Here is a 24,998-nt window from a genome sequence, read left to right as displayed (position 1 = left end):
CCTCCATCACCAAGGTCTACCCGCCGAGCTGATCACCGTCAACGGGACGCTCCGCTCGTACCCCGTTCCGCGTCCCCGGCAAACCGGTCCGGTGTCCGGCGCACCACGGGGGCGTACCCGGCCCGTCGTCCGCCGGCCGACTAATCGCGTTGCCGGTCGGGCCGTACCTGACGCATCCTTGAGCCTGTGACCAGGCCCGATCGCGACGGGCCGACCACGGGCCCTCGGAACGGCCCGACAGCCGCGGCGGCGCGGGCGACGTCACCTCTCTCTCGGGCAGGGCGCGGTGCCCTGCCCTGGCTCCGTCCCGCGCCGCCCGGCGACCACCCGCCACGGGCCACACACGGATCAGGTCATCACCAGGCCGGTCACCCAGAGCATGCCGATCACCAGGCCGGAGAGGAACTCGATCAGCATCGACAGGCCGGCCGCGCCGACCGCCTGCTTCGTCGCCGGCCAGGCCAGCCGGGTGTCGCCCAACCGCAGCCGTTCCATCGCGAAGATGCCGCCGACGAAACCGATCACCAGGCCGACGACCGGGATCACGAAGAAGCCGATCAGCCCGAGTACGGCGCCGGCGAGCAGTGAGGTGGTGGGCACCCCGGCCCGCTTGAGGTTGCGGCCCGGCCAGGCGTACTTGACCACGGTGCCGCCGAGCGCGACCAGGGTGGCGGCGGCGAGCACCAGCCACCGGCCGGCACCGGCTCCGCCGAACAGCGTCCACACCAGCACGCCGCCCCAGCAGAGCGGCAGCGCCGGCAGGCCGGGCACCACCACCCCGGCCAGCCCGGCGAGGATGGCCAGGGCGGCGACCACCGCCACCACCCCGTTGGTGTCCGTCAGCTCCACGTCGACTCCCCATCAGACGGTGTGCCCCGCAGCCGGGCGACGATCTTCTCCGCCGGGCCGGGTGGGTCGAACAGCCGGCCCTGCGCGGAGTCGCAGCGTAGCGACCGCAGCCGCTCGGCCTGCGCCTCGGTCTCCACCGCCTCGGCGGTCACCCAGAGTTCCAACGCGTGGGCCAAGCGGACCAACGCGTCCACGATCCGTACGTCACGGTGGTCGGCGACGGAGGGATCGTCGCCCCGCAGGCCCTCCACGAACGGCCCGGCCAGCTTCAGGCAGGTGATCGGCAACCGGCGCAGGTACGCCAGGTTCGAGTACCCGGTCCCGAAGTCGTCCACCGCCAGCCGGACCCCGAGCGCGGCGAGCCGGTACAGCGTCCGCAGCGGCTCGCCCGCGGAACCCATCACGGCGCTCTCGGTCAGTTCCAGTTGCAGCAGTGCGGCGGGGAGCCCGCTCTCGGCCAGGGCGTCGGCCACGGTGTCCACGATCGCCGGGGCGTCGGCCTGGCGGGCGGCCAGGTTGACGCTGACCACCAGCCGGGCCTGCGGGAACTCGGCGTGCCAGCGCTGGGCGTCCCGGCAGGACTGCCGCAGCACCCACTCGCCGAGCCGGACGATCAGGCCGGTCTCCTCGGCCAGTCCGATGAACCGGTCCGGCCCGACCAGACCCAGCTCCGGATGCTGCCAGCGGACCAGCGCCTCGACGGCCAGCATCTGGCCGTCCAGCAGGGACACGATCGGCTGGTAGTGCACCACGAACTCGCCCCGGTCCAGCGCCGTGGGCAGTTCGGCGGCGAGCGCCGACCGGGCGATGTCCCGGGCACTGCGCTCCGGGTCGTACACCGCCCACCGGCCCCGGCCCTCCCCCTTGGCCCAGTACAGCGTGGTGTCGGCGGCCTTCATCAGCTCGGTGGCGCTGGTGCCGGCCAGGTCCGAGTCGACGATGCCGATGCTCGCCGAGACCGCGAGCTGCTGGTCACCGATGTGCACCGGGGCGGAGACGGCGGCCAGCACCGTCTCGGCCACCGCGGTCACGTCCTCGATCCGGGCGATGCCGTCGACCAGGATGACGAACTCGTCGCCGCCCATCCGGGCGACCAGGTAGCCGCGGTCGGCCACGCAGTCGGCCAGCCGCCGGGCGATCAGCACGAGCAGCCGGTCACCGAGGTCGTGCCCCAGGCTGTCGTTGATCGCCTTGAACCCGTCGAGGTCCAGGAAGCAGACGCCGACCCGGCCGGACGGGTGCGTCCGGTTCACCAGCCGACCGAGCGACTCGAAGAACAGCGTCCGGTTGGGCAGGCCGGTGAGCGGGTCGTGCAGCGCCTGGAACCGTAGCCGTTGCTGGAGTTCGTACCGCTCGGTGATGTCCTCGACCACGGCGACGGTGAACCGGGGCCGGCCGTCGTCGTGCCGGATCAGCGAGACCGCCAGGTCCGTCCAGACGGCGGTGCCGTCCTTACGGTGGTAGCGCTTCTCGACCCGGGCCGCCTCGTGTTTGCCCTCGATCAGCTCCTGGTACAGCTCCCACATCCCGGCGGCGTCGTCGGCGTGGAACAGCGACGCCACGTTCGTCTGCCGCAGTTCCTCGATGTCGTAGCCGAGCATCTCGGCGAAGCTCTGGTTGACGTCGATGATCGTGCCGTCGATCCCGGCGATGCCGATGCCGATGGCCGCCCCGCTGAAGACCGCCCGGAACCGCGCCTCGCTGTCGCGCAGCGCCCGCTCCACGTCGTCCCGGGCCTGCCACGCCGAGCGCGCGATCCCCTCCTGCTGGGCGAAGGTGCGGTCACGCAGCGCACCGGCGAAGCCGGCGGCCAGGCCCGCCTGCGCCGCCGAGACCCGGTCGGCGAGATCGGGCCGGTCCGCCCGGACGTCCAGCACCTCGGTGGGGAACCGGGCGGCAAGGGTACGCACCGCCCACCCGATCACCCCCGGCGCGATCAGATGGGCCGCCACCAGGGCGCGCCCGACATCCTCGGCGGTCGGGGTCACCGGCTCGCCGGAGAGCAGCGCACGGGCCAGCCGCACGGTGTGTCCGAGCAGCAGCCGCTCGGTCTCGGTCGGGCTCAACGGCACGAACCCGAACCCGCGTACGGCACGGGCCCAGTCGGCCGCGTACCGCTGGGCACCGGTCTGGTCCACGGCGTTCCCGCCGGAGTCGCCGACGGCGGACATCAGGTCAGCCGGCGGACCGGTCGTTCCGGGCGACGCCGCCGAAGGCGCCGAACCGTTGCGGGTTCGCGGCCACCTCGGACGGCGCGTCGGGACGCCACAGCTCCATGTGCACCACTCCCGGCGGCAGCAGCGTCCAGTCACCGAAGAAGCCGGTGATCTCGGCCCGCGAGCGCAGCGTGATCTCGGTGGCGGTCCGCGCGGACAGCCGTTGCGCGTCCAACATCTCCGGTGGCTGGTCCTCGAAGGTGGAGTGCGAGAGGACCAGGTGGCTGCCGGGGACGGTGGCGGACCGCAGGGTGGCCAGGACGTCGGCGGGACGGTCGGTGTCCGGCACGAAGTGCACCACCCCGGCGAGCAGCACGCCGAGCGGGCGGTCGAAGTCGAGCAGCCGCAACGCCCGGGCGTCGGCCAGGAGCCGCTCCGGGTCGCGCAGGTCGCCGTGGAGCACGCCGGTCAGCTCGTCGCCGGTCAGCAGTTCCCGGCTGTGCGCCACCGCCACCGGGTCGATGTCGACGTAGACCACGCGGGCCTTCGGGTTCGCGGCCTGGGCCACCTCGTGCACGTTGCCGACGGTGGGGATGCCGGAGCCGATGTCGAGGAACTGGTCGATGCCGGCGTCGAGCAGCACGCGTACGGCCCGACGCAGGAACTCCCGCCCGGCCCGCATGGTCGCCGGCAGGTGGGGTGTGGTGGCGGCGATCTGCTCGGCCAGCCTGCGGTCGATCTCGAAGTTGTGGGCGCCGCCCAGGAAGTAGTCGTACACCCGGGCCGCGCTGGGCCGCGAGAGGTCGATCTCGGAGGGGAGTCCGTCGGGGGTCTGCACTGGCACCTCAGCTCGTCGTGATGCAGACCACTCTAGGCCGGTCGGTCACGCCGAGGGAGATCCACGAACACCTTTCCCGTTCGCGCCGTGTCGCGGCCGGTCAGGCCGCTTCCAGCAACAGCGAGATGCCCTGCCCGACGCCGACGCACATGGTGGCCAGGGCCCGTCGACCGCCCCGGCGGCGTAGCTCCAGCGCGGCGGTGAGCGCCAGTCGGGCGCCGCTGGCACCCAGCGGGTGCCCCAGCGCGATGGCGCCGCCGTTCGGGTTGACGTGCTCGGCGTCCTCCGGCAGGCCCAGCTCACGCAGCACCGCGACGGCCTGCGCGGCGAACGCCTCGTTCAGCTCGATCACGTCGAGGTCGGCCACGGCCAACCCGCGCCGGTCGAGCAGCCGCCGGGTCGCCGGGACCGGGCCGACGCCCATGGTCCGGGGCGGCACGCCGGCCGCCGCGGCGCCGGAGACCCGGGCCAGCGGAGTGAGGCCGTACGCGGCGACGGCCGCCTCCGAGGCGACCAGCAGCGCCACCGCGCCGTCGTTGACGCCGGACGAGTTCCCCGCGGTGACGGTGCCGCCGTCGCGGAACGGGGTGGGCAGCGCGGCGAGCTTCTCCAGCGACGTCTGCCGGGGATGCTCGTCGACCTCCACCAGGCGCGTCTCGCGCCGCCCGGCCGGCACGGTCACCGGCACGATCTCCTCGGCCAACCGCCCGTCGGCCTGGGCCTTCGCGGCCCGCGCCTGGGAGCGGTACGCGAACTCGTCCTGCGCGGACCGGTCCACGCCGTACTCCTCGGCCACGTTCTCGGCCGTCTCCGGCATCGAGTCGACGCCCCAACCCTGCCGCATCAGCGGGTTGACCAGTCGCCAGCCGATGGTTGTGTCGTGGACCTCGGCGGCCCGGGAGTAGGCGGTGGTCGCCTTCGGCATCACGAACGGGGCCCGGCTCATGCTCTCGACGCCGCCCGCGACGACCAGATCGGCCTCACCGGCGACCACCGCGCGGGCGGCGGTGGCCAGCGCGTCGAGACCGGAACCGCAGAGCCGGTTGATCGTGCTGCCGGACACCTGCTCGGGCAGCCCGCCGAGCAACGCCGCCATCCGGGCCACGTTGCGGTTGTCCTCACCGGCCTGGTTGGCGCAGCCCAGGATCACGTCGTCGGTGCGTGCCCAGTCCACCGCCGGATGACGGGCCACCAGCTCACGGATCACGTGCGCGGCCAGGTCGTCGGGGCGGACGCCGGCCAGGGCACCGGCGTAGCGGCCGATCGGGGTACGCACACCGGCCACCAGGTAAGCCACGGTCATCGCGAGTCCTTCGGGGGTGGGGAAGGGCGGGCACCGGCCGCCCGTCGGGTCCCGCCGGACGTCCGGCGGCCAGGATATCCCCGGCGTATCCCGATAGGTTGTCGGCATGGCCCGACCCCAGTTCCGCGCGGAGACCAGCGACGGCGGCGCGTTCGTCCGGCAGCCCAACCGGTTCACCGGGCGGGTCACCCCGCACTCCACCTCGCCGCCCGGCGGCGGGCCCGACGACCAGGACCGCTGGCCGTTGGAGGCGGGCCGCTACCGGCTGATCTGGTGCCGCGCCTGCCCGTGGGCGCACCGGGCGTTGATCGTGCGGAACCTGCTCGGGCTCGGTGACGCCATCTCGCTGGGCACCGTCGATCCGATCCGGGACGACCGGGGTTGGCGGTTCGCGCTCGACCAGGACGGCTTCGACCCGGTGCTGGGCATCGGTTTCCTGTCCGAGGCGTACCTGGCGACCGACGCCGACTACTCCGGCCGGGTCACCGTGCCCGCGCTGGTCGACACGCTCACCGGGCGGGTGGTCACGAACGACTACCCGCAGCTCACCCTGGACCTGTCCACCGAGTGGCGGCGGTGGCACGCACCGGACGCGCCGGACCTGTACCCGGTGACCCTGCGCCCGGAGATGGACACGCTGATGGCGGAGATCCACCGGGACGTCAACAACGGCGTCTACCGGTGCGGCTTCGCCACCTCCCAGCAGGCGTACGACGAGTCGTACCAGACGCTCTTCGCCCGGCTGGACGCGCTGTCGGAACGGCTGACCGACCGGCGGTACCTGATGGGCGACTCGATCACGGAGGCGGACGTACGGCTGTTCACCACGCTGGTCCGCTTCGACGTGGCCTACCACGGGCACTTCAAGTGCAACCGGCAAAAGCTGACCGAGATGCCGGTGCTGTGGGCGTACGCGCGGGACCTGTTCCAGACCCCGGGTCTCGGCGAGACCGTGGACTTCGACCACATCAAGCGGCATTACTACGCGACGCACCACCAGATCAACCCGACCGGGGTGGTGCCGCTCGGGCCGGACCTGCACGGCTGGACGACGCCGCACGGACGTGACTGAGTCGTCGACGGCGTACCGCCGGGCGTCGGCGCGGGGCGGGGTCGCGGCGGCGGGTGCCGCGTTGGGCGTACTCACCGGGACGGCCCTGGTGGTCCTCGCCGTGGTCGCCGGTCCGGGACCGGGCCTGACCGGGTACGTCAGCGAGGCGGGGGTGGCCGAGAGCGGTTACGCGTGGACGTACCGGATCGGGGTGTTCTCCCTGGCCACGGCGCTACTGCTGCTCGCGGTGGCCCTGCGCGACGAGGCCCGGCGGCCCGAACCGGCGGCGGTGACAGACCCGGACCCGGCGTGGGTGGCGCACCCGGGTGCGGCCGTGGTGCGGCGGCTCGTGGGACGTCGGGCCGCGACGGTGGTGCGGCAGGTGGCGACGCTGCCCGGCGCGGTGGCGCTGCTCGTCGCGGCGGCGCTCTGCACGCTGCTCTCCGGTGCGGTGACCTGTAGCGCCGGCTGCCCGCTGCCGCCCTTCGAGCCGGCCACCGTGGCGGACCTGGTGCACGGTGCGGCGAGCGTCGCCGCCACCGCGACGGTGGTGTTCGCGATGGTCGCGCTCGCCCTCGCCCCACAGGCCGACCGGCGTTTGCGCCGACCGGCCACGGTCGCGGCGGTGGTGGCGCTCCCGCTCGCCGGGGCGGTCGGCCTGGCCATGCTCTTCGTCGGGCGGGGCTCGCTGGTCGGGGTGCTGGAACGGCTGCTGCTGGCGGTGGCCGTCGTCTGGGGCGTCGCCACCGCCCTCGCCCTGGCCGCCCGCACCCGGGCCGCCGGTGGGCGGACCGACCGGAGCTGACCGACGCGAGAGTGCCCGACCCCACAGCCCGTGTCCGGGCCGCGCGCCCGACGGCCGGGAGAAGATGGCGCGATGAGCTCGTTGTTCACCCCCCTGGCGCTGCGCGCGGTGACCCTGCCCAACCGGATCGCGATGGCGCCGATGTGCCAGTACAGTGCCGGGCCCGACGGCCTGCCCACCGACTGGCACCTGGTGCACCTCGGCACCCGGGCCGTGGGCGGCGCCGGACTGGTGATGACCGAGGCGACCGCCGTGGTGCCGGAGGGACGGATCAGCCCGCAGGACACCGGGCTCTGGTCCGGGCGGCACGTCGACGCCTGGCGTCCGGTGACCCGTTTCCTGACCACCCACGGCGCGGTGCCCGTCGTGCAGCTCGCACACGCCGGAGTCAAGGCGTCGACGTACCGGCCGTGGTCCCCCCGGCGCGGCGGCGTGCCCGACGCGGAGGGCGGCTGGACGCCGGTCGGACCGACCACTGAGCCGTTCGTGCCGGAGTACCGCGAACCGACCGCGCTGGACCCGGCCGGGATCGCCGGGGTGGTCGAGGCGTTCGCGACCGCCGCCGCCCGCGCGCTGGAGGCGGGGTTCGCCGCCGTCGAGGTGCACGCGGCGCACGGATACCTGCTGCACGAGTTCCTCTCCCCGCTGACCAACCGGCGTACCGACGGCTGGGGCGGGGACCGGGCCGGTCGGATGCGACTCACCCTGGAGGTCGCCCGCGCGGTGCGCGCCGCCGTCGGACCGGACGTGCCGGTGCTGGCCCGCATCTCGACCACCGACTGGGTCGACGGCGGCTGGACCGTCGACGACAGCGTGGTGCTCGCCACCGAGTTGGCCGCCGCCGGGGTGGACCTGGTCGACTGTTCCTCCGGCGGCGCCGCGCCGACGGCCGACATCCCGGTCGGGCCCGGCTACCAGGTGCCGGCCGCCGCCCGGATCCGCCGCGAGGCACGGGTACCCACCGGCGCGGTCGGCCTGATCGTCGCGCCCGCACAGGCCGAGGCGATCCTCGCCGACGGCGCGGCCGATCTGGTGCTGCTCGGCCGGGAACTGCTGCGCGACCCGTACTGGCCGCGCCGGGCCGCCGCCGAGCTGGGCGCCGAGACGGACTGGCCGCACCAGTACCGCCGGGCGGTCTGACCCTGAAGCGGCCGCGCCGGACCGGTCGGTCCGGCGCGGCCTTGGTCACCCGGCCAGGTGGCCCCAGCGCGGCGCCAGCTCGCGCCACGGCCCCTGCGCCCGCACCGCACCGTCGACGAGCACCACCACGTGGTCGGCCCGCACCAGGGCGGCCCGTTTGGAGGTGGAGCCGACCACGGTCACGCCGCGTTCGCGCAACGCCTGCCAGAGGGCCAGCTCGGTGGTGACGTCCAGGGCGGACGACACGTCGTCGGCGACCAGCAGTTCGGTACGCGGTGCCAGCGCCCGGGCCAACGCCAGCCGCTGCAACTGCCCGCCGGAGAGCCGGGTGCCCTTGTGCCCGATGAGCAACGCCAGGCCGCTCCCGGTGGCGGCCAGGTCGTGTTCGAGCTGGGCGGTCGCCACCGCGTGCGCCGGGTCCACCGGGTGGCCCAGGGTGATGTTGTCGGCGACGGTGCCGGAGAGCACCCGGGGCAACTGGCCGACGTAGCCGACCTGGTTCGGGCGCAGGAACAACTCCGGCTCGGTCACCGGTTCCCCGTTCCAGGTCATCGACCCGGTGTGCGGGGCGATGCCGGCCAGGGCGCGCAGCAGCGAGGACTTGCCCGCCCCGACCGGGCCCACCACCAGCACCAGCTGTCCACGCTCCACGGTCAGGTCGACATCGCGTACGGCGACCGTGCCGTCGGTGTGCCGTACGCCGAAGCCGACCAGTTCCAGCCGCCGCAACGGGGTACGCGGGGCCACCGGCGGGGCGGAAGCCGTACCGGCCACCAGGTCCATCCCGGGCACCCGCGCCGAGTACGCCTCGATCCCGGTCATCTCCGCCGTCCGCCGCGTCCACACCCGCGCCGAGGGCACCTGGGAGATCAGCGAGGCGGTCGTCCAGGCGAACCAGCGCGCCGCGCCCAGCGTGGCGACCGAGACCAGTGCCGCCCCGGCGTTGATCGTGCCGGCCAGGAAGAGCGCCCAGACGGCGATCGGCAGCAGGCCGCTCGCCATCGACGGGGTGGAGCGGGCCCAGACCTGCACGGCGATCTCCCGACGCTGCCGGTCGCTGCGGACCGTGTCCAGGTCGGCGAGATGGGTCAGCACCGGCCGGGTCGCCCCGGCGAGCTTCACCGTCCGGGCGGCCGACAGTGCCGACACCAGCGCGGTGGCGAACGCCGCGCGGGCGGTGACGGTCTCCCGCGCCGCGCGTTCCAGCCGGGGACCGAACGCCGTGGCGGCGAAGCCGGAGAGCAGCATCGTGCCGAGGAAGAACATCCCCGGGACCACGCTGCCGGTGATCAGGGTCATGCTGACCAGCAGGAGCACGCCGACGGTCTGGTCCAGCACGTTGTCGGCGAGCTGCACCACCCGCTCGGTGTCGCCGCCCTGCGCCACCACCTCGGCCGGGGTGTGCCGGCTGACCCGGCGCGGGCCGGTCTGGCCGTACACCAGGCGGGCGCTGATCCGCAGCATCTGCCGTACCCACCAGGCCGGGAACCACAGGTGCGTCCAGTAGTGCGCGGGGATGGCGAGGATCAGCCCCGCCGCGATGCCCAGCGCGGGCAGCCACGGGTCACCCGTGCCGTCGACCACGTCGGCCCAGAGCCAGGCCAGGATCGGGCCGTCCAGGCTCAGGACGGCCAGCACGGCGAAGATGCCCACCGCGGCGGCGCCGTAGCGGGGGTCGTTCAGACAGAGCCGGAAGATCTCCCGCAGCGTCCGCGCCCGGGAGGCCGGCCGCCGCTCGCCTTCCGGGTCCGCACCGCCGACCGGGTCCGCACCGCCGGCGACGGTGGTGGTACGGGTGGCGTCGCGCCCGCCGACCTCCCACGCGGTGATCTCCCGCCCGTCGGTCGGCGCGACCGGCTCGGGCCCGACGACGGGCGCGGGATCCACCACGGTGGTCAGCGTGGGCGACCCGGTGAAGCGGTGGCCCTCCGTGACCGCACCGGTGACGCCGACCAGTGCCGGTTCGCCACGGGAGCGGTCGGTACCCGGAGCGGCCGTACCGACGGTGTCGGCGCGCGGGTCGGCCAGCAGGTCGGCGTCACCGGCGGCGAGGAGTTCGGCGAAGCGCCGTGACCGGGCCAGCGGGGCCGCCTCGACCACCGCGCCGTCGGCCAGCACCACCACCTCGTCGCACTGGCGCACCGAGGAGAGCCGGTGCGCGATGACGATGCCGATCCGGTCCCGCAGCAGTCGTTCGGTGGCCTGCTGCACCCGCGCCTCGGTGACCGGGTCGAGTCGGGCGGTGGCCTCGTCGAGGATCACCACGTGCGGGTCGCGGACCAGGATGCGGGCGAACGCGACGAGCTGCTCCTGCCCGGCGGAGAGCACGTGCCCGCCCTCGCCGAGCCGGGTGTCCAGCCCGGCGGGCAGTTCGGCGATCCAGCCGGCCAGGCCCAGCTCGTCCAGGGCCCGCGCGGCGGCGTCGAGCAGCTCGGGGTCGAACAACGCGACGTTCTCGGCGAGCGTGCCGGCGAGGATCTCGGTGCGCTGCGGCACCACGGCGATCCACCGGCGCAGCAGGTCCACGTCGAGGTCGCGCACGTCACGCCCGCCGAGCAGCACCGTCCCCGGTGGCACGTCCACCGCCCGGGTGAGCAGCTTGGCCAGCGTCGACTTGCCCGAGCCGGTCCGCCCCACCAGGGCGTACGAGCGGCCCCGGGCGAAGGTCAGGTCGATCTCGCGCAACGCCGGGCCCCGGTCGGCGTCGGCGGACGGGTAGTGGAAGGTCAGGTCGCGGATGACCAGGTCACCGTCGATCGGGGTGTCCCCGCCGACGGGTTCCTGGGCGGCGCCCTGGAGCAGGCGTACCCGGCCCCACGCGCCGAGGGCGTACTGCACCTCAGGCACCATCCGGCTGACGTGCTCGACGGTCATCCCGAGCGAGAGGGCGAGCAGCCAGATCGCGGTGAGTCGGGCGGAGTCGACCCGGCCGGTGGTCAGCGCCCACACCCCACCGAGCACGACCAGCGCGACACCGACCCGGGTCACCCCGGCGGCCACGGTGTTGACCTGGGCGGACAACCGCCACACCCGCCAGCCGCGCCGCAGCACCTCGGCCGCCCGGGCGGCGTAGAGCCGCAGCACGTACGGGCGGGCCAGGCTGGTGCGCACGTCGTCCTGCCCGTGGATGGACTCCTCCATCACCGCCGCCAGGTCCGACCAGGCCGCCTCCTCGTGCATCCGGGCCGGGGCGATCCGGCCGGCGGGCCGGCGCATGGTGACCGCGAGCAGGACGCAGAGCAGCAGCATGCCGAGTCCGGCCGGCCACCAGACGGTGATCGCGACCAGTGTGGAGAGCAGGCCCACCGCCAGCGACTGGGCCAACCGCACCCCGGGGCCGCGGACGCCGGAGGCGACGTCGTACACGTCGCCGTCGATCCGGTCGAGCATCTCGCCGACCGGCGTGGTCTCCAGGGCGGGAATCGGCTGGCCCATCGCCACCCGGCACAGCCGACGCCGCAGGTCGGCGGCCCAGTCGGCGGTCACCCCGGCCATCACCAGGCTGACCACCAGGTCGCTGGCGACCACCACGACCAGGGCCACCGCGAGCAGCGCGAAGAAGCCGACGGAGCGGTGCACCAGCACCGGACCGGCGAGCGCGGCGGTGGCCGCCTGGCCGATCCCGCCGAGCACGATCAGGGCGACCACCAGGGTCATCCGGCGCGAAGAGGTGACCCACAGATCACGGAGCAGGCGCATGGGTCGGTTCCTCCGGTTTCGTGGCGGAGGTTCCAGCCTGCGTTGCGCGACCGCGCAGCTCAACGCATTTTTGCCAGAGGCAGATCACCTGGTGGCGGCGGCTGCCGGACGGCAGCGGGCCAGGTCAGAAGAGCACGGTGGCGAGGGTGCCGACGGGCCGGAATCCGCAGCGTTCGTAGACCCGCCGGGCGGGCAGGTTGAAGTCGTTGACGTACAGGCTGACGCTCGGGGCGACCCGGGCCAGCGCGTCGCGGACCACCGCCGCCATCGCCGCCGTGGCAATCCCCCGGCCGCGCCACTCCGGCGCCACCCAGACCCCCTGGATCTGCGCGGTGCGCCGGGTGACGACCGCGAGCTCGGCCTTGAAGACCACCCGGCCGTCGACGAAGCGGGCGTACGCGCGGCCGGAGCGGATCATCTCGGTGACCCGACGGCGGTACCCGCGCCCGCCGTCCTCGGCCAGCGGAGAGACGCCCACCTCCTCGGTGTACATCGCCACCGCGGCCGGGAAGAGCAGGTCGATCTCGCTGCCGCGGACCAGGCGTACCTGCGGATCGGCACGGACCTCCGGCATCGCCTCGGTGGCCAGCAACGGCTGGTTGGGGCGGACGTCGCGGGCCGGTCCCCAGGTGCCGGCGAGCCGGTCCCAGAGTTCCAGGACGGCGTCGGCGCGCCCGACGATGGAGGAGCAGAGCCGCTCCTCGCCGGCGAGCAGCTCGGCGAAGGCGGCGACGGCCTGCGACGAGGCGAGGACCGGGGTGAGGTTGCCGCCGAGCCAGCAGACCGATTCGAGCTGGCGGCGGGAGCCGTAGCCGAGTACCCGGCCCTCGGCCCGCCACCACGCCAGTCCGCGCGCGGCGACCCGCTCCGCGACCTGCGCGCTCGCGTACGGGTCGGAGTCGAGCAACCGTTCGACCGCGCGACGTTCCGACTCCCCCAGTTGCCGCACCGGCGCCGTCAACACGGTTACAGCCTGCCAGATCCGTCCGGAACGCGGTGGCGGACAGTGACCGGTGCCCGACGGGCGGACAGGCCGCTACCGGACGGTGTGTCGCAAAGCACCACACCCCTCCTCCGACGACTTGTCGGCGATGCGTTTCCGATATATCGTCGATGCATCAGAGACAGTTCTACGAAGGAGACGGTCTGATGAGGTTCCACCCACGGGCACACGCCCTGCACGAGGCCCGGATGCGCGGTTTCGGTTTCCCACCCTTCCCGCCCGGTCCGCCCTTCCCGCACGGCGGGCACGGTCACGGCCGGGGCGGACGGGGACGGGGGCGGGGACGCCGCCCGAACGTCCGGGGCGCGGTGCTCGCGCTGCTCACCGAGCGGCCGATGCACGGCTACGAGATGATCCAGGAGATCGACTCCCGCACCGGGGGCGGCTGGCGGCCCAGCCCCGGCTCGATCTACCCGACCCTCCAACTCCTGGAGGACGAGGGCGTCATCGCCGCCACCGAGGAGTCCGGCGGTGGCCGCAAGCGGTTCACCCTCACCGAACAGGGTCGACCCGAGGCCGAGACGGCGGCGCAGACGCCCCCCTGGGCGGAGGTCGCCGAGGACACGATCAACAGTTGGCACGACATCCGCGAGGCCGGCGCGCAGGCCATGAACGCGCTGCGCCAGGTGATGATGACGGGTACGGACGACCAGCGCGAGCGGGCCGCCCAGGTGCTCGACGAGACCCGCCGCAAGCTGTACGCGATCCTCGCCGAATCCGAGTGACCGCCCGCGCCCGACGCGGATCCGCCGCCCCGTCGGCGGCCCGAGAGGATTGCTCTCGGGCCGCCGACGAGCAGCACGAACACACCGGTGCCGCGCCCGCCCGCGCCCGAAGGCGCCCTGATGTGCCCGGAGGCGCCCTGATGTGCCCGGAGGCGCCCTGATGTGCCCGGAGGCGCCCTCAAGATCATGCTCGATCCTGGATCGAGTGGCTTCAGCGTCGCGACGAGACAACTCGATCCCGGATCGAGCATGATCTCGCCGTGTCGCCCGGGACGGGCGGGACCGGCGGGACGGGCGGGACGGGCGGGACGGGCGGGACGGGCGGGACCGGCGGCGACACGCGACAGTGCAGTCCCTGGGCGGTCGTGGGGCACGTGCCGGACGCGTCGACGGGCGGCCACCCGAGGGTGACCGCCCGTCGGTGTCGCCGATGGGTCAGTGGACGCTGACGGTGGCGCCGGGCAGCAGGCCGCGCAGTTCCTCGGGCAGCTCGGCACCCATCTCGTCGGCCAGGCGCAGCGCCTCCTCGATCAGGGTCTCCACGATCTGCCCCTCGGGCACGGTCTTGATGACCTGGCCCTTGACGAAGATCTGCCCCTTGCCGTTGCCGGAGGCGACACCCAGGTCGGCCTCACGCGCCTCGCCGGGGCCGTTCACCACGCACCCCATCACGGCGACGCGCAGCGGCACCGGCAGGCCCTCCAGCCCGGCGGTGACCTCCTCGGCCAGCTTGTAGACGTCCACCTGGGCCCGGCCGCAGGACGGGCAGGAGACGATCTCCAGGCCGCGCTCGCGCAGCCCCAGCGACTCCAGGATCTGCGCGCCGACCTTGATCTCCTCGACCGGCGGCGCGGAGAGCGACACCCGGATGGTGTCGCCGATCCCCTCGGCCAGCAGTGCCCCGAAGGCGACCGCCGACTTGATGGTCCCCTGGAACGCCGGACCGGCCTCGGTCACGCCCAGGTGCAACGGGTAGTCGCACTGCTCGGCGAGCTGCCGGTAGGCCCGGATCATCACCACCGGGTCGTTGTGCTTGACCGAGATCTTGATGTCCCGGAAGCCGTGCTCCTCGAAGAGCGAGCACTCCCAGAGCGCCGACTCGACGAGCGCCTCCGCGGTGGCCTTGCCGTACTTGGTCAGCAGACGCTTGTCCAACGAGCCGGCGTTGACGCCGATCCGGATCGGCGTACCGGCAGCGGAGGCCGCCTTGGCGATCTCGGCGACCTTGTCGTCGAACTGCCGGATGTTGCCCGGGTTGACCCGCACCGCCGCACATCCGGCGTCGATCGCGGCGAAGACGTACTTCGGCTGGAAGTGGATGTCGGCGATCACCGGGATCTGCGACTTGCGCGCGATCGCCGGCAACGCCTCCACGTCGTCCTGGCTGGGCACCGCCACCCGGACGATCTGGCAGCCGGAGGCGGTCAGCTCGGCGATCTGCTGGAGGGTCGCGTTGACGTCGGAGGTGAGCGTGGTGGTCATCGACTGCACGGAGACCGGTGCCCCACCACCGACCGGCACCGAGCCGACCATGATCTGACGGCTCGCCCGTCGGGGCGCGAGCGGTGGCGGCGGCACGGCGGGCATACCGAGACTGACAGCGGTCACTTCAAGCACTCACCTTGAGAAGATCGAGATCGGGTTGACGACGTCCGCGGTGATCGTGAGCAGCGTGAACGCGCCACCGATCAGGATCACCGCGTACGTGACGGGCATCAGTTTGAAGTAGTCGACGCGGCCCGGGTCGGGCTTGCGCAGCAGCGCGTACACCCAGGACCGGACGCGTTCGAACCAGGCGATGGCGATGTGCCCACCATCCAGTGGCAGCAGCGGCAAGAGGTTGAACACCCCGATGAAGAAGTTCAACGAGATGAACAGCATGATGAACAGTTCCCAGGCGTCGTTGGCGACCGCCTCGCCACCGAGGATGCTGGCGCCGACCACGCTGATCGGGGTGTCCATGTCCCGCTCGCCGCCGGTGATGGCGGTCCAGAGGGCGGGGATCTTCTCCGGGAGCCGCTGCAACGCCTGCGCGGTGGCGACCGCCATGTCACCGATGAAGGTGCTGGTCGCACCGATCGCGTCGATCGGGCCATGGGAGATCAGACCCGGGGTCGAGACGACCAGACCCACGCCGAGCGCGGAGACCTCGGTGACCGGCCCGTTCGGGTCGTCGATCGGCGGGCGCTTGGTGGTGGCCAGGGTGGTCTCGGCGGTGCCGGGCTGACCGTCGCGGACGTACCCGAGGGTGGCGGTGCTGCCCGGCGTGGTGGTCCGCAGCGTGGTCAGCAGGTCGCCGTAGCTGGTGATCGGGGTGCCGTTGATCGAGGTGATCCGGTCACCGTTCTGCAACCCGCCGGCACCGGCCGGGCTCGGCGCGTCACCGGCCTCGCAGACCCGGTAGGTGGTGTCCGGCAGGACGCACTCCTGGATCGCGATCACCGCCGGCTCGGCGCGGATCTGCTCCTCGGTGCTCGGGAAGTTGGGGTTGGGCAGGCCGAACGTCATCGCCGCCAGCCAGGCCGCGAAGATCGCCAACCCGAAGTGGGTGATCGAGCCGGCGGACATCACGATCGTGCGCTTCCACACCGGGTAGCGCCACATCACACGCTTCTCGTCACCGGGCTCGACGTCGTCGTCCTGCGGTGTCATACCGACGATCTTGCAGAAGCCGCCGAGCGGGATGCCCTTGAGGCCGTACTCGGTCTCGCCCCTCTTGAAGGAGAAGATGGTGGGGCCGAAACCGACGAAGTAGCGGGTGACCTTCATCCCGAAGGCCTTGGCGGTGACCATGTGGCCCGCCTCGTGCAGGCTCACCGAGATGAGGATGCCGAGGGCGAACAGCACCACCCCGAACGCGAACGACATCAAGCTCCTTCCACCGCAGCAGCGATGATCTCCTGCGCGTGCCCGCGCGCCCACGACTCGGCTTCGAGTACGTCCTCGACGGTACCCGGTTCGTCGAAATCGGGAGCGTCCTCCAACACCCGCTTCAGCGTGTCCACGATGCCGAGGAACGGCAGTCGCCCGGCGACGAACGCCGCGACGCACTCCTCGTTGGCCGCGTTGTAGATCGCCGGTCGGCAGCGCCCCGTCTCGCCGGCCGCCTTGGCCAGCGCCACCGCCGGGAACGCCTCGTCGTCCAGCGGCGCGAACTCCCAGGTGTGGGCCGTGGTCCAGTCGACGGCAGCGGCGGCGTCGGCCACCCGGTCCGGCCAGCCCAGACCCAGCGCGATCGGCAGCCGCATGTCCGGCGGACTGGCCTGGGCCAGCGTCGAGCCGTCCACGAACTCGACCATCGAGTGGATCACCGACTGCGGGTGCACCATCACGGTGATGTCGGCGTACGGCACGTCGAACAGCTCGTGCGCCTCGATCACCTCCAGCGCTTTGTTGACCATGGTCGCCGAGTTGATCGTGACCACCGGCCCCATGTTCCAGGTCGGGTGCGCAAGCGCCTGGTCCGGCGTCACCGCCGTCAACTCGTCGCGTCGCTTCCCCCGGAACGGCCCGCCGCTGGCGGTGACCACCAGCCGCCGCACCTCACCCCGACTGCCGCCGCGCAGACACTGCGCCAGCGCCGAGTGCTCCGAGTCCACCGGGACGATCTGCTCCGGCCGCGTCACCGCCGCCTTGACCAGCGAGCCGCCGGCCACCAGGGACTCCTTGTTGGCCAGCGCGAGCGTACGCCCGGCGCGCAGCGCGGCCAGCGTCGGCGCGAGCCCCAGCGACCCCACCACCCCGTTGAGCACGACGTCGCACGGCCACTGCGCCAGCTCGCTCATCGCGTCCGGCCCGGCCACGATCTTGGGCAGCTTGAAGTCACCGCTGGTCCAGCCCCGTCGACTCGCCTCGGCATAGAACGCGAGCTGGAGATCCTGCGCGGCGGACGCCTTGGCCACCCCGACCGCCTCGACACCGAGTTCCAGAGCCTGGGCGGCGAGCAGCGCGACGTTGCCGCCACCGGCACCGAGCGCCACCACCCGGAACCGGTCAGGATTACGCCGCACGATGTCGATGGCCTGGGTACCGATCGAACCCGTACTACCCAACAGCACAAGATCGCGGGGGGAGTTCACGCCGCCATTGTTCACCACGCCGCCTTGGTGCAAGGAAGGGCACCTTATTAACGCCTCCGGTAGAGCACGGGTCCCCTGCTAACACCTACACCCCAGCGGTGCACCGCTCGCCACTCGACTCTGCCGGACCATCGCAGACCGCACCGCACGCCGACCGCCGCAGCCCGCACCGCACGCCTCGCACAGGTCGGCCATCGCAGACCGCGCCGTACGCCATCGCGCGAACTGTCCGACCACCGCCGTTCGGCGCACTCGACCGACCGGTGCCCGAGACCGGGCTGCGTGGGTGCCGTCGGCGGAGCGCGCTCAGCACGAGGAGACGCGACCTGCCAAGGCGAGGTGGGTAGATCTGTTGTCGTCCCAGCGACAACAGATCTACCCACCTCACCCGACGACGCCCCGGGTGAGCCCGACGATCAAAGGTCCAGGGTTCGCGAAGCTGTGGTTGCCCGCGATCATGGAGTTGTGGGCGACACTTCGCGCTGGTTCACGGCTTTTGCGGCGTGCACAACTCCATGATCGACGAGGGTGGTGACGGGGTGCCGCGAATGGCGCGGGAGAGCCGGTCGGGACCGCGCACCGGGAAGGTCACCTGTCGGCGCGATCACGTCGACCCGCCAGCCGGCATGGCTCCATTTCTGCGCGGAAACGCCACCGCCGATGTCTCACGAGGTGTAGGGACCGGACGTGTCCTGACGAAGGGCTTCGCGGGACAGGAAGTCGGCGCGACGGATCACGTCCGGCAGGCGGTAGCGCGGGCTCAACGTCAGCGTCAACGCGGTCACCCGGTCCAGGTCGGTGCGGTGGCCCACGGAGACGAAGACCGGCTTGACGTCGGTCTGCGTACGCAGGGCGTGGCCGAGCACCTCGTCACCGTCGCGCAGTACCGACCGGTCGCCCCGGCGCGGACCGGGCTCGGCGTACGTGCCGACGAAGGGGGTCTTGGCCACGCCGAAGGTGGGCAGGCCGGTCACCACGCCCAGGTGGCAGGCCAGCCCGAACCGCCGTGGGTGGGCGATGCCGTACCCGTCGCAGACCACGGTGTCGGGACTACGGTCGAGCCTGTCCAGCGCGGTGAGCAGCATCGGCACCTCGCGGAAGGCCAGCAGCCCGGGGATGTACGGGAACGTCACCTCGCCGGGGACGACGACGGTCTCCACCTCGACGCCGCTGGTCAGGTCGACGAGCACGGCGGCGGCGGTGACCCGGGTGGAGGTCTTGTCGTAGGAGACGTCGACGCCGGCCACCAGGGTCGGCTCGGTCGCCGGGTCGGTGGTCAGGTCGAGGTGCCGGCGCAACTCCTGCTGGACGTGCTCGGCCTCGGCGACGGTGCGCACCTCGACGCGGTCTCGCGACAGCCGGTGTGTGGGGAGGATCGCCATGATGCGGAGACCGTCCTACGTCGACAGTTGGTGGGGCGTCAGCACGAAGGTCTCCACCTCGGTGCCGCCGTACCAGTCGGTGCGCCGGCCCAGGTGGGTCATGCCGAGCCGGCGGCAGACCGCCGTGGACCGCTCGTTGCCCGGCATCACCACGGCGTACACCCGCTCGGTGCCGGTGGCGAACTCGCGGGACAACACCGCCCGGGCCGCCTCGGTGGCGTAGCCGTGCCCCCACGAGTCGGGGTGCAGGTGCCAGCCCACCTCGATGTCGTCGGTCGGCGTCATGCCGTCGGCCCCGGGCAACGGCTTGAGCAGTACGCTGCCCGCCACCACTCCGGTCTCCCGGACCTCGATCGCCCAGAGGCCGTACCGGCCGGCGTACGGGGCGTACCGCTCCCGCCAGGCGGCCAGCCGGGAGGCCGCCTGGTCGGGCTCGGTCAGTCGTCCCGCTCCCCCGCCCAGCCAACGCATCACGTCCTCGCGGGAGTAGAGGTCGTAGAGCCGGCTCAGCTCGTCCGGCGTGTCCCGCCACTCGCGCAGCAGCAGGCGCTCGGTCACGTCCACGGTCATGGCCGCCGATCGTAACGACGCCGACCGCCGCGCGTTGGGTGTGCTGCCGGCGACACCAGGCGTGGGCGCAGCCGCGAGGGGGAAGAGAAGCGGGATGGGCGGTGCGTGGCAACGAACCAGACGGATCACCCGGGCCGCCTTCCGCCCGGTACGCGGACGGGACCTGTCCCTGCATGCCGCCGCGATCACCTTCTACGGGGGCATCGCGGTGGTGCCGGTGGCGCTGCTGGCGATCTGGCTCACCGCGCTGCTCGCCGGAGGCGACCGGGTGCGCCGGCTCACCTCGTACGCCGTGGAGGCCCTGCCGGACGCCATCGGCGCGCCCCACGCGGTGGCCGCCCTGGTCGACGCCGGGGTGGGTCTGACGCCGTGGCTGGCGCTGGCCGCGCTGCTGCCCGCGTCGCTCTACGGCGAGGGGTTGCGTCGGGCGTTCGTCTCGGTCGCCGCGCCCCGCTCCGACGAGCACCTGGTCGGCTGGCGGGGCCGGGTGCTGCTGCTGCCGCTGCTCGCCCCGGCACCGGCCCTGCTGCTGTCGATCCTGCTGGCGCTCCCGACCACCACCGAGCTGGTCCGGCGGGGCGGCTGGGCCGGCGCGCTCGGCGTGGTGCTCTCCTTCCTGGCGGTGTGGCTGGTGCTCACGCCGGTGCTGGTCTGGGTCTTCCGGGTGGTCGGCCCGGCGTCGCCGGACTGGCTCTCCACGTTGGCGGTCGGGTCGTTCACCGCCGCCAACCTCTCCGGCTTCCTGCACGGTTTCGTGCTGTTCGCCTCGCTCCCGCTCGACCTGGGCGTGCCCTTCGGCGGCCTGGTCGAGGTCGGTGCCGCCGTGGCGGTGCTGCTCTGGCTCTATCTCTTCCACGTGATCGTGCTGGCCGGCTACTCCGCCACGCTGGCGCTGGCCGGTTGGCGTACCCGCCGCGCCGCCCGCGCCGACGACGGCTCACCGGCCCCGTCACCGGCATGATCAACTGAGCCCGGACCAGGTGCGGACGGGTTAGGGTGCGGGGATGAGGGGTGAGGTTCCCGGGCGCACGGACGTGGTGGTCGTCGGATCCGGACACAACGGGTTGGTCTCCGCCATCCTGCTGTCCCGGGCCGGCCTGGACGTGCTCGTGCTGGAGGCCGCCGACGTGATCGGCGGAGCCACCCGCACCGAGAACCCCTTCCCCAAGGTGCCCGGGCTGCGCCACTCCACCGGCTCGTACCTGCTCGGGCTGATGCCGCCGGAGCTGCTGTCCGCGCTCGACGTGCGCATCCCGGTGCGTCGCCGCGACCCGCACTACTTCCTGCCCACCCCGGGCGGCGTCGGATCGCCGTACCTCCTCTTCGGCACCGACGACGCCGCCACCCGGGCCCAGCTCGCCGAGTTCTTCTCCCCCGCCGACGTGGCCGCCGACGACGCGTTGCAGGCCGAACTGGCCGCCCTGCGCACGGACCTCGCCCCCGCCTGGCTGGCCGAACCGCTGCCCGCCGAGGAGACCGCCGACCGCTACGTGCGGCCCGAACTGCGGCAGGTCTTCGTCGACCTGGTACGCGGCTCGGTCGCCGACTACCTTGCCCGCTTCGACTTCCGTTCCGAACTGCTGGTCAGCATGTACGCGGTCACCGACGGCCTGTCCGGCCTCAACGCCGGCCCGGACGACCCCGGCACCGGGCACAACTTCCTGGTGCACAACATGTGCCGGCTCCCCGGCTCGGACGGCACCTGGATGATCGCCGAGGGCGGGATGGGCACCGTGTCGCGTACCTTCGCCGACGCGGCGCGTGCCTCCGGCGCCCGGATCGTCACCGGCGCCCCGGTCACCGCGATCACCCTCGACGGCGGTGCCGCCTCCGGAGTCGTCCTCGCCGACGGGCGGCAGGTCGAGGCAGAGGTGGTGCTGGGCGCCTGCGACCCGTACCGGCTGATGGCGCTGCTGCCCGACGGCGCGTTGCCGGCCGAACTCGGCGCGCGGATGACGGCGGTCCGGCGCACCGGCACCACGCTCAAGCTCAACCTGGCCCTGCGCGATCTGCCCCGCTTCTCCTGCCTGCCGCCGGACGCGCCCAGCCCGTTCGGGTCCACCATCCACCTGCTGCCCGGATCGGCGTCGCTGGCCGGCGGCGGGGGCGAGTCGCCGATGGCGGCGCTGCGCGCGATGTGGGCCGACGTGCAGGCCGGACGGCTACCGCAGGAGCCGACCATCGAGTGGTACCTGCACACCACCGTCGACCCGTCCCTGGCCGACCCGGACGGGCACCACTCGTCGGCACTGTTCGTCCAGTCCGTGCCGTACGAGCTGACCGGCACCACCTGGGACGCGGCCCTACCCGGGTACGTCGACCGGCTGGTGGAGATCTGCGAACGGTACGCCCCCGGCACCGGCGATCTGATCGCCGACGCGGTGCCCCTGCCACCGCCCGGCATCGAGGCGCACTTCGGCATCACCGGCGGACACATCCACCACGTCGACAACACCGTCTCGTTCACCGACCGGATGCCGTACGCCACGGGGGTCGACGGGGTGTACGCAGGCAGCGCGGGCTGCCACCCTGCGGGCAGCGTGATCGGTGCCGCCGGACACAACGCCGCCCAACGCATCCTCGCCGACCTGGGCGGCTGAGCCACCCCGCCCACACCGAGGGGTGCGGTGTAAGGAAGGGCACCCTATTAACGCCTCGTGTATAGGAGGGGTCCCTTCCTAACACCTGCACACCTGCACGGCTCAGTCAGCCGGGCGCAGGGCGCGGTAGGCCGCCCACGGGACGGCGGGACGCGGCAAGCCTCGCCGGTCCAGGTAGCGACGGGTCGCGGCCCGGGTGGTCCGCACCGTACGCAGCGAATCCGTCATCCGGGCCTTGTGCCGGGCCGCCGGCTCGACCAGTCTGTGCGGGCGCAGCGTCCAGCCGTCGGCGCTACGGACCAGCTCACCGCGCACGTTGGCGTTGTGCAGGCTCCACAACTGCGCGTCGTGCCGGTGCACCAGCAGACTCGCCGCGCCCTCGACCGGGTCCACCCCGTCCGGCACCACCACCCGGTAGCCGTCCGACCCGGCAGTCGCGGTGGTCCGCACCAGCAGCGGTGCGCCGGCACCGTCCCGGGCCGCCAGCACCACACTGGGGTACGCCGCCAGCACCTCCGCGCCGATCAGCGGAGCAGCCGCCCCGCTCTCAGCCGATACCGCACCGGCTTCGGTGGTGGTCGGCAGCGGACGGGTGGTCACCTCGGTCGGGGTGACGGTGATCAGCAGTCGCATGAAGTAGAAGTCGGTGAACATGGTCGCCGGCCAGTCGAGGTACTTGCGGCAGTTCGGCTGACGCTGGAACATCCGGGTCCAGAAGACGCCCAGGTCCCCGGCCGGATCGGTGTGCACCTCGTCGGGGCAGTGCGCCGTGCCGCGTACCAGGATCTGCTCGGGTGTGGTCAGGCCGCTGGCCGTGGGGTCGGAGAAGAGCAGCGCCACCCGGCCGTCGCGGCGCACGTTGAACGCCTTCTGCGGATACCCCAACGAGGTGGTGAGCATGATCGTGCCGTCCGGACGGAGCAGCCCGGACGTCGGCCAGGCGACCGGTGTGCCGTCCTTGGCGAGCGTCGCCAGCTCACAGGTGCGGTACGCGGAGATCGTTGAGCCGAGCGCGGATTCGGACACGATGACGCCGGGGGACGATTGCATGCCCGGAATCGTAGTCAGCGTCGCAATTCGACGGTTACGCCACCCATGGCACCTCGGCGGCCGGCCCGAGATGCTCGGCCGCCGGCCCGAGATGTTAGGAAGGGCCCCCTACTATGCACGAGGCGTTAATAAGGTGCCCTTCCTTACATCCGTCAGGTTGCGGGCTGCGGGCTCTCCGGAGCCTCCTCGCCGACCCGGTGAGCGCGGACCTTGTGCCCCACGCTGGTCAGGCAACGGCCGCTGGGCAGGTCGAAACGCCATCCGTGCAGCTGGCAGGTGAGCTGGTCGCCCTCGACGATGCCGAACCGGCTCAGGTCGGCCTTCAGGTGCGGGCAGCGCCGCTGCACCACCCAGTCGCCCAGGGTGATGTCCTCGGCGTCCACCGCCCGCTCGTGCTCGTCGTACCAACCCTCGGCGTACTGGAGGCGCTCGGTGGAGAGGCACTTGAAGAAGGCGTACACGAACTCGTTGTACTGGCCGATCCGGGCGGCCGAGAAGCGGCAGGAGAGGAAGAGCGAGTTGACCCAGTCCACCTCGTCGATGTGCAGCAGGTGCTCCACCAGCGCCCGTTCGGTGCGGAACCGGTAGCGCACCTTCTCGTCCGCGTACGGCCGGACCTGCTTGCCGGGGAAGTCGACCACGATGGATTCGACGCTCTCGCCGTCGTAGCCCACCAGGTCGAAGCGGACCGGACCACCGACACCCTTGGCGAGATAGATCGACTCGTCCAGCAGCGGCTCGATCCGGCGCTTCATCTCCTTGAGCACGTCCACCTCGGGGTGCCGCCAGGACGCCTTCTCCGCCTCGATCACCGGCCGCTTGCGCTCGCGCATCTCCTCCAGGTGGGCGACCTTGTTCGCGAAGAACTCCTCGATCGGGACCGGGTGGGTGGTGGTCGCCCCCTCGGTGGTCACCTCGGCGACGCTGCCGGGCAGCAGCACGATGCCGTTGGTGCCGCCGACCTTGGCGTACTCGCTCAGGAAGACCGACTGGTCGGGGAAGATGTTCCCCTCGTCACCGAAGATGTCGTTGAACTGCCACAGCTCGTCGTCGAGGAAGCACGGCGGGCCGGCGATCGGGAAGACGTGGTCGGCCTTGAGGTCGTCGATGTAGCGCCAGGTGCGGTCGAACTGCCGGTCCCGCTTCTGCTTACCGAACGCCGTCTTCGCCGACTGCGGCAGCTCGTAGACCATCGGGTACCAGATCGCGCCGGAGAACTGGAGCAGGTGTGCGTGCACGTGTCCCAGCTCGGCGAAGGTGGTCAGGTCGGTGGGACGGGCGTCGTTCTGGTTGAGCAGCCGGACACCGTCGTACTCCACCCAGAGTGAGGAGTCTCCGATCGGGCCGTCGGTCGGGCTGGTCAGCGCCTGGATCATGATCTTCAGGCCACCGTCCAGCTCGTACACCTCCTCGTTGCGGGTCTTCAGGAACTTCGTGAAGCCCAACGCCCGGAACTCGTCCTCCATCTCCGAGGTGGGGAACTCCGGCAGCAGCACGGTGGCCTTCTTCGACACGTACCGCTTCAGGTGCGCCGCGTCGAAGTGGTCCCGGTGCAGGTGGGAGACGTACAGGTAGTCAACGTCGCCGAGGGTCTCCCAGTCGAGCAACGAGTTGTCCGGGAACGGGAACCAGGAGGCGAAGTAGGCCGGGTTCACCCACGGGTCGCACAGGATGCTGCCCGCAGCCGTGTCGATCCGCATGCTCGCGTGCCCGGTACCGGTCACTCGCACCGCAGTTCCCCCTCAAAA

19 protein-coding genes are annotated in these 24,998 nt (G+C 72.5%); 6 read left to right on the top strand and 13 right to left on the bottom strand.

Annotated features, from left to right (window positions below):
- Nucleotides 1–348: 348 nt before the first annotated feature.
- The 4 genes from HUT12_RS08155 to pcaF all read right to left on the bottom strand — a co-directional run bounded on the left by HUT12_RS08155 (nucleotide 349) and on the right by pcaF (nucleotide 5,146).
- Nucleotides 349–849: a DUF456 domain-containing protein gene (locus HUT12_RS08155; protein ID WP_131054620.1), complete on the bottom strand. Its 501-nt coding sequence runs from the start codon at nucleotides 847–849 to the stop codon at nucleotides 349–351.
- Complete coding sequence (locus HUT12_RS08150; protein ID WP_176092992.1) at nucleotides 840–3,020, bottom strand: bifunctional diguanylate cyclase/phosphodiesterase; 2,181 nt, start codon at nucleotides 3,018–3,020, stop codon at nucleotides 840–842. The genes HUT12_RS08155 and HUT12_RS08150 overlap by 10 nt, the downstream gene beginning before the upstream one ends.
- Before the next feature lie 4 nt (nucleotides 3,021–3,024).
- On the bottom strand, nucleotides 3,025–3,843 hold the full coding sequence (locus tag HUT12_RS08145; protein ID WP_176095691.1) for an SAM-dependent methyltransferase: 819 nt from the start codon (nucleotides 3,841–3,843) through the stop codon (nucleotides 3,025–3,027).
- 100 nt (nucleotides 3,844–3,943) lie between these two features.
- A complete protein-coding gene (pcaF, locus tag HUT12_RS08140) occupies nucleotides 3,944–5,146 on the bottom strand; it encodes a 3-oxoadipyl-CoA thiolase (protein WP_176092991.1) in 1,203 nt (400 codons plus the stop codon).
- A 106-nt stretch (nucleotides 5,147–5,252) separates the two neighbouring features.
- Between pcaF and HUT12_RS08135 the strand changes: the two genes are divergently transcribed.
- The 3 genes from HUT12_RS08135 to HUT12_RS08125 all read left to right on the top strand — a co-directional run bounded on the left by HUT12_RS08135 (nucleotide 5,253) and on the right by HUT12_RS08125 (nucleotide 8,142).
- Nucleotides 5,253–6,218 (top strand): glutathione S-transferase family protein, encoded by a 966-nt coding sequence (locus HUT12_RS08135; RefSeq protein ID WP_176092990.1) that lies wholly within the window; start codon nucleotides 5,253–5,255, stop codon nucleotides 6,216–6,218.
- Complete coding sequence (locus HUT12_RS08130) at nucleotides 6,211–7,002, top strand: DUF998 domain-containing protein (RefSeq protein ID WP_254876748.1); 792 nt, start codon at nucleotides 6,211–6,213, stop codon at nucleotides 7,000–7,002. Before HUT12_RS08135 ends, HUT12_RS08130 begins: the two co-directional genes overlap by 8 nt.
- 72 nt (nucleotides 7,003–7,074) lie before the next feature.
- The gene (locus tag HUT12_RS08125) at nucleotides 7,075–8,142 is read left to right on the top strand and encodes an NADH:flavin oxidoreductase/NADH oxidase (RefSeq protein ID WP_176092989.1); all 1,068 of its coding nucleotides are present in this window, start codon (nucleotides 7,075–7,077) and stop codon (nucleotides 8,140–8,142) included.
- Between the two features lie 45 nt (nucleotides 8,143–8,187).
- Here HUT12_RS08125 and HUT12_RS08120 read toward each other — a convergent pair whose 3' ends face one another.
- Nucleotides 8,188–11,841, bottom strand: a complete 3,654-nt coding sequence (locus HUT12_RS08120; RefSeq protein WP_176092988.1) for an ABC transporter ATP-binding protein — start codon at nucleotides 11,839–11,841, stop codon at nucleotides 8,188–8,190.
- Between the two features lie 124 nt (nucleotides 11,842–11,965).
- Complete coding sequence (locus tag HUT12_RS08115) at nucleotides 11,966–12,805, bottom strand: DUF4081 domain-containing GNAT family N-acetyltransferase (protein WP_176092987.1); 840 nt, start codon at nucleotides 12,803–12,805, stop codon at nucleotides 11,966–11,968.
- A 185-nt stretch (nucleotides 12,806–12,990) separates the two neighbouring features.
- Here HUT12_RS08115 and HUT12_RS08110 point away from each other — a divergent pair, with 185 nt between their 5' ends.
- A complete protein-coding gene (locus tag HUT12_RS08110) occupies nucleotides 12,991–13,569 on the top strand; it encodes a PadR family transcriptional regulator (protein ID WP_176092986.1) in 579 nt (192 codons plus the stop codon).
- Between the two features lie 435 nt (nucleotides 13,570–14,004).
- Here the strand turns inward: HUT12_RS08110 and ispG are convergent, their stop codons facing one another.
- From ispG to HUT12_RS08085, 5 genes are all read right to left on the bottom strand, one after another.
- Nucleotides 14,005–15,177 carry a flavodoxin-dependent (E)-4-hydroxy-3-methylbut-2-enyl-diphosphate synthase gene (gene ispG / locus HUT12_RS08105; RefSeq protein ID WP_131052779.1) on the bottom strand — a complete coding sequence of 391 codons (1,173 nt, stop codon included), beginning with the start codon at nucleotides 15,175–15,177 and terminating at the stop codon, nucleotides 14,005–14,007.
- Nucleotides 15,178–15,186: 9 nt separating this feature from the next.
- Entirely contained in the window at nucleotides 15,187–16,437 is a 1,251-nt protein-coding gene (locus HUT12_RS08100) for an RIP metalloprotease (protein ID WP_176092985.1), read from the bottom strand.
- Nucleotides 16,437–17,648 (bottom strand): 1-deoxy-D-xylulose-5-phosphate reductoisomerase, encoded by a 1,212-nt coding sequence (gene dxr / locus HUT12_RS08095; protein ID WP_176092984.1) that lies wholly within the window; start codon nucleotides 17,646–17,648, stop codon nucleotides 16,437–16,439. Before dxr ends, HUT12_RS08100 begins: the two co-directional genes overlap by 1 nt.
- 665 nt (nucleotides 17,649–18,313) lie before the next feature.
- Nucleotides 18,314–19,030 carry an endonuclease V gene (locus HUT12_RS08090; protein ID WP_176092983.1) on the bottom strand — a complete coding sequence of 239 codons (717 nt, stop codon included), beginning with the start codon at nucleotides 19,028–19,030 and terminating at the stop codon, nucleotides 18,314–18,316.
- A gap of 15 nt (nucleotides 19,031–19,045) precedes the next feature.
- Nucleotides 19,046–19,600, bottom strand: a complete 555-nt coding sequence (locus HUT12_RS08085; RefSeq protein WP_131052783.1) for a GNAT family N-acetyltransferase — start codon at nucleotides 19,598–19,600, stop codon at nucleotides 19,046–19,048.
- 94 nt (nucleotides 19,601–19,694) lie between these two features.
- Between HUT12_RS08085 and HUT12_RS08080 the strand changes: the two genes are divergently transcribed.
- Together HUT12_RS08080 and HUT12_RS08075 are read left to right on the top strand one after the other, a co-directional pair.
- Nucleotides 19,695–20,561: a YhjD/YihY/BrkB family envelope integrity protein gene (locus HUT12_RS08080; protein ID WP_131052784.1), complete on the top strand. Its 867-nt coding sequence runs from the start codon at nucleotides 19,695–19,697 to the stop codon at nucleotides 20,559–20,561.
- Between the two features lie 43 nt (nucleotides 20,562–20,604).
- A complete protein-coding gene (locus HUT12_RS08075) occupies nucleotides 20,605–22,200 on the top strand; it encodes an NAD(P)/FAD-dependent oxidoreductase (RefSeq protein ID WP_176092982.1) in 1,596 nt (531 codons plus the stop codon).
- A gap of 102 nt (nucleotides 22,201–22,302) precedes the next feature.
- On the opposite strand, the gene HUT12_RS08070 is transcribed toward HUT12_RS08075, so the two are convergent.
- Both HUT12_RS08070 and HUT12_RS08065 read right to left on the bottom strand, forming a co-directional pair.
- Nucleotides 22,303–23,250: a pyridoxamine 5'-phosphate oxidase family protein gene (locus HUT12_RS08070; RefSeq protein WP_176092981.1), complete on the bottom strand. Its 948-nt coding sequence runs from the start codon at nucleotides 23,248–23,250 to the stop codon at nucleotides 22,303–22,305.
- Nucleotides 23,251–23,402: 152 nt separating this feature from the next.
- Nucleotides 23,403–24,980 carry a Rieske 2Fe-2S domain-containing protein gene (locus tag HUT12_RS08065; protein WP_176092980.1) on the bottom strand — a complete coding sequence of 526 codons (1,578 nt, stop codon included), beginning with the start codon at nucleotides 24,978–24,980 and terminating at the stop codon, nucleotides 23,403–23,405.
- Nucleotides 24,981–24,998: the final 18 nt, after the last annotated feature.

Origin of the sequence: Verrucosispora sp. NA02020, from assembly GCF_013364215.1 — a bacterium.
Classification (GTDB): Bacteria; Actinomycetota; Actinomycetes; order Mycobacteriales; family Micromonosporaceae; genus Micromonospora.
This window is presented reverse-complemented; position numbering and strand designations above follow the sequence as displayed.

What these genes read in the sequence shown, in the direction of transcription:
- HUT12_RS08150 (WP_176092992.1), bottom strand. Translation starts at nt 3,020, where the DNA reads ATGTCCGCCGTCGGCGACTCCGGCGGGAACGCCGTGGACCAGACCGGT.
- pcaF (WP_176092991.1), bottom strand. Translation starts at nt 5,146, where the DNA reads ATGACCGTGGCTTACCTGGTGGCCGGTGTGCGTACCCCGATCGGCCGC.
- HUT12_RS08135 (WP_176092990.1), top strand. Translation starts at nt 5,253, where the DNA reads ATGGCCCGACCCCAGTTCCGCGCGGAGACCAGCGACGGCGGCGCGTTC.
- HUT12_RS08125 (WP_176092989.1), top strand. Translation starts at nt 7,075, where the DNA reads ATGAGCTCGTTGTTCACCCCCCTGGCGCTGCGCGCGGTGACCCTGCCC.
- HUT12_RS08120 (WP_176092988.1), bottom strand. Translation starts at nt 11,841, where the DNA reads ATGCGCCTGCTCCGTGATCTGTGGGTCACCTCTTCGCGCCGGATGACC.
- HUT12_RS08110 (WP_176092986.1), top strand. Translation starts at nt 12,991, where the DNA reads ATGAGGTTCCACCCACGGGCACACGCCCTGCACGAGGCCCGGATGCGC.
- HUT12_RS08100 (WP_176092985.1), bottom strand. Translation starts at nt 16,437, where the DNA reads ATGTCGTTCGCGTTCGGGGTGGTGCTGTTCGCCCTCGGCATCCTCATC.
- HUT12_RS08090 (WP_176092983.1), bottom strand. Translation starts at nt 19,030, where the DNA reads ATGGCGATCCTCCCCACACACCGGCTGTCGCGAGACCGCGTCGAGGTG.
- HUT12_RS08085 (WP_131052783.1), bottom strand. Translation starts at nt 19,600, where the DNA reads ATGACCGTGGACGTGACCGAGCGCCTGCTGCTGCGCGAGTGGCGGGAC.
- HUT12_RS08080 (WP_131052784.1), top strand. Translation starts at nt 19,695, where the DNA reads ATGGGCGGTGCGTGGCAACGAACCAGACGGATCACCCGGGCCGCCTTC.
- HUT12_RS08075 (WP_176092982.1), top strand. Translation starts at nt 20,605, where the DNA reads ATGAGGGGTGAGGTTCCCGGGCGCACGGACGTGGTGGTCGTCGGATCC.
- HUT12_RS08070 (WP_176092981.1), bottom strand. Translation starts at nt 23,250, where the DNA reads ATGCAATCGTCCCCCGGCGTCATCGTGTCCGAATCCGCGCTCGGCTCA.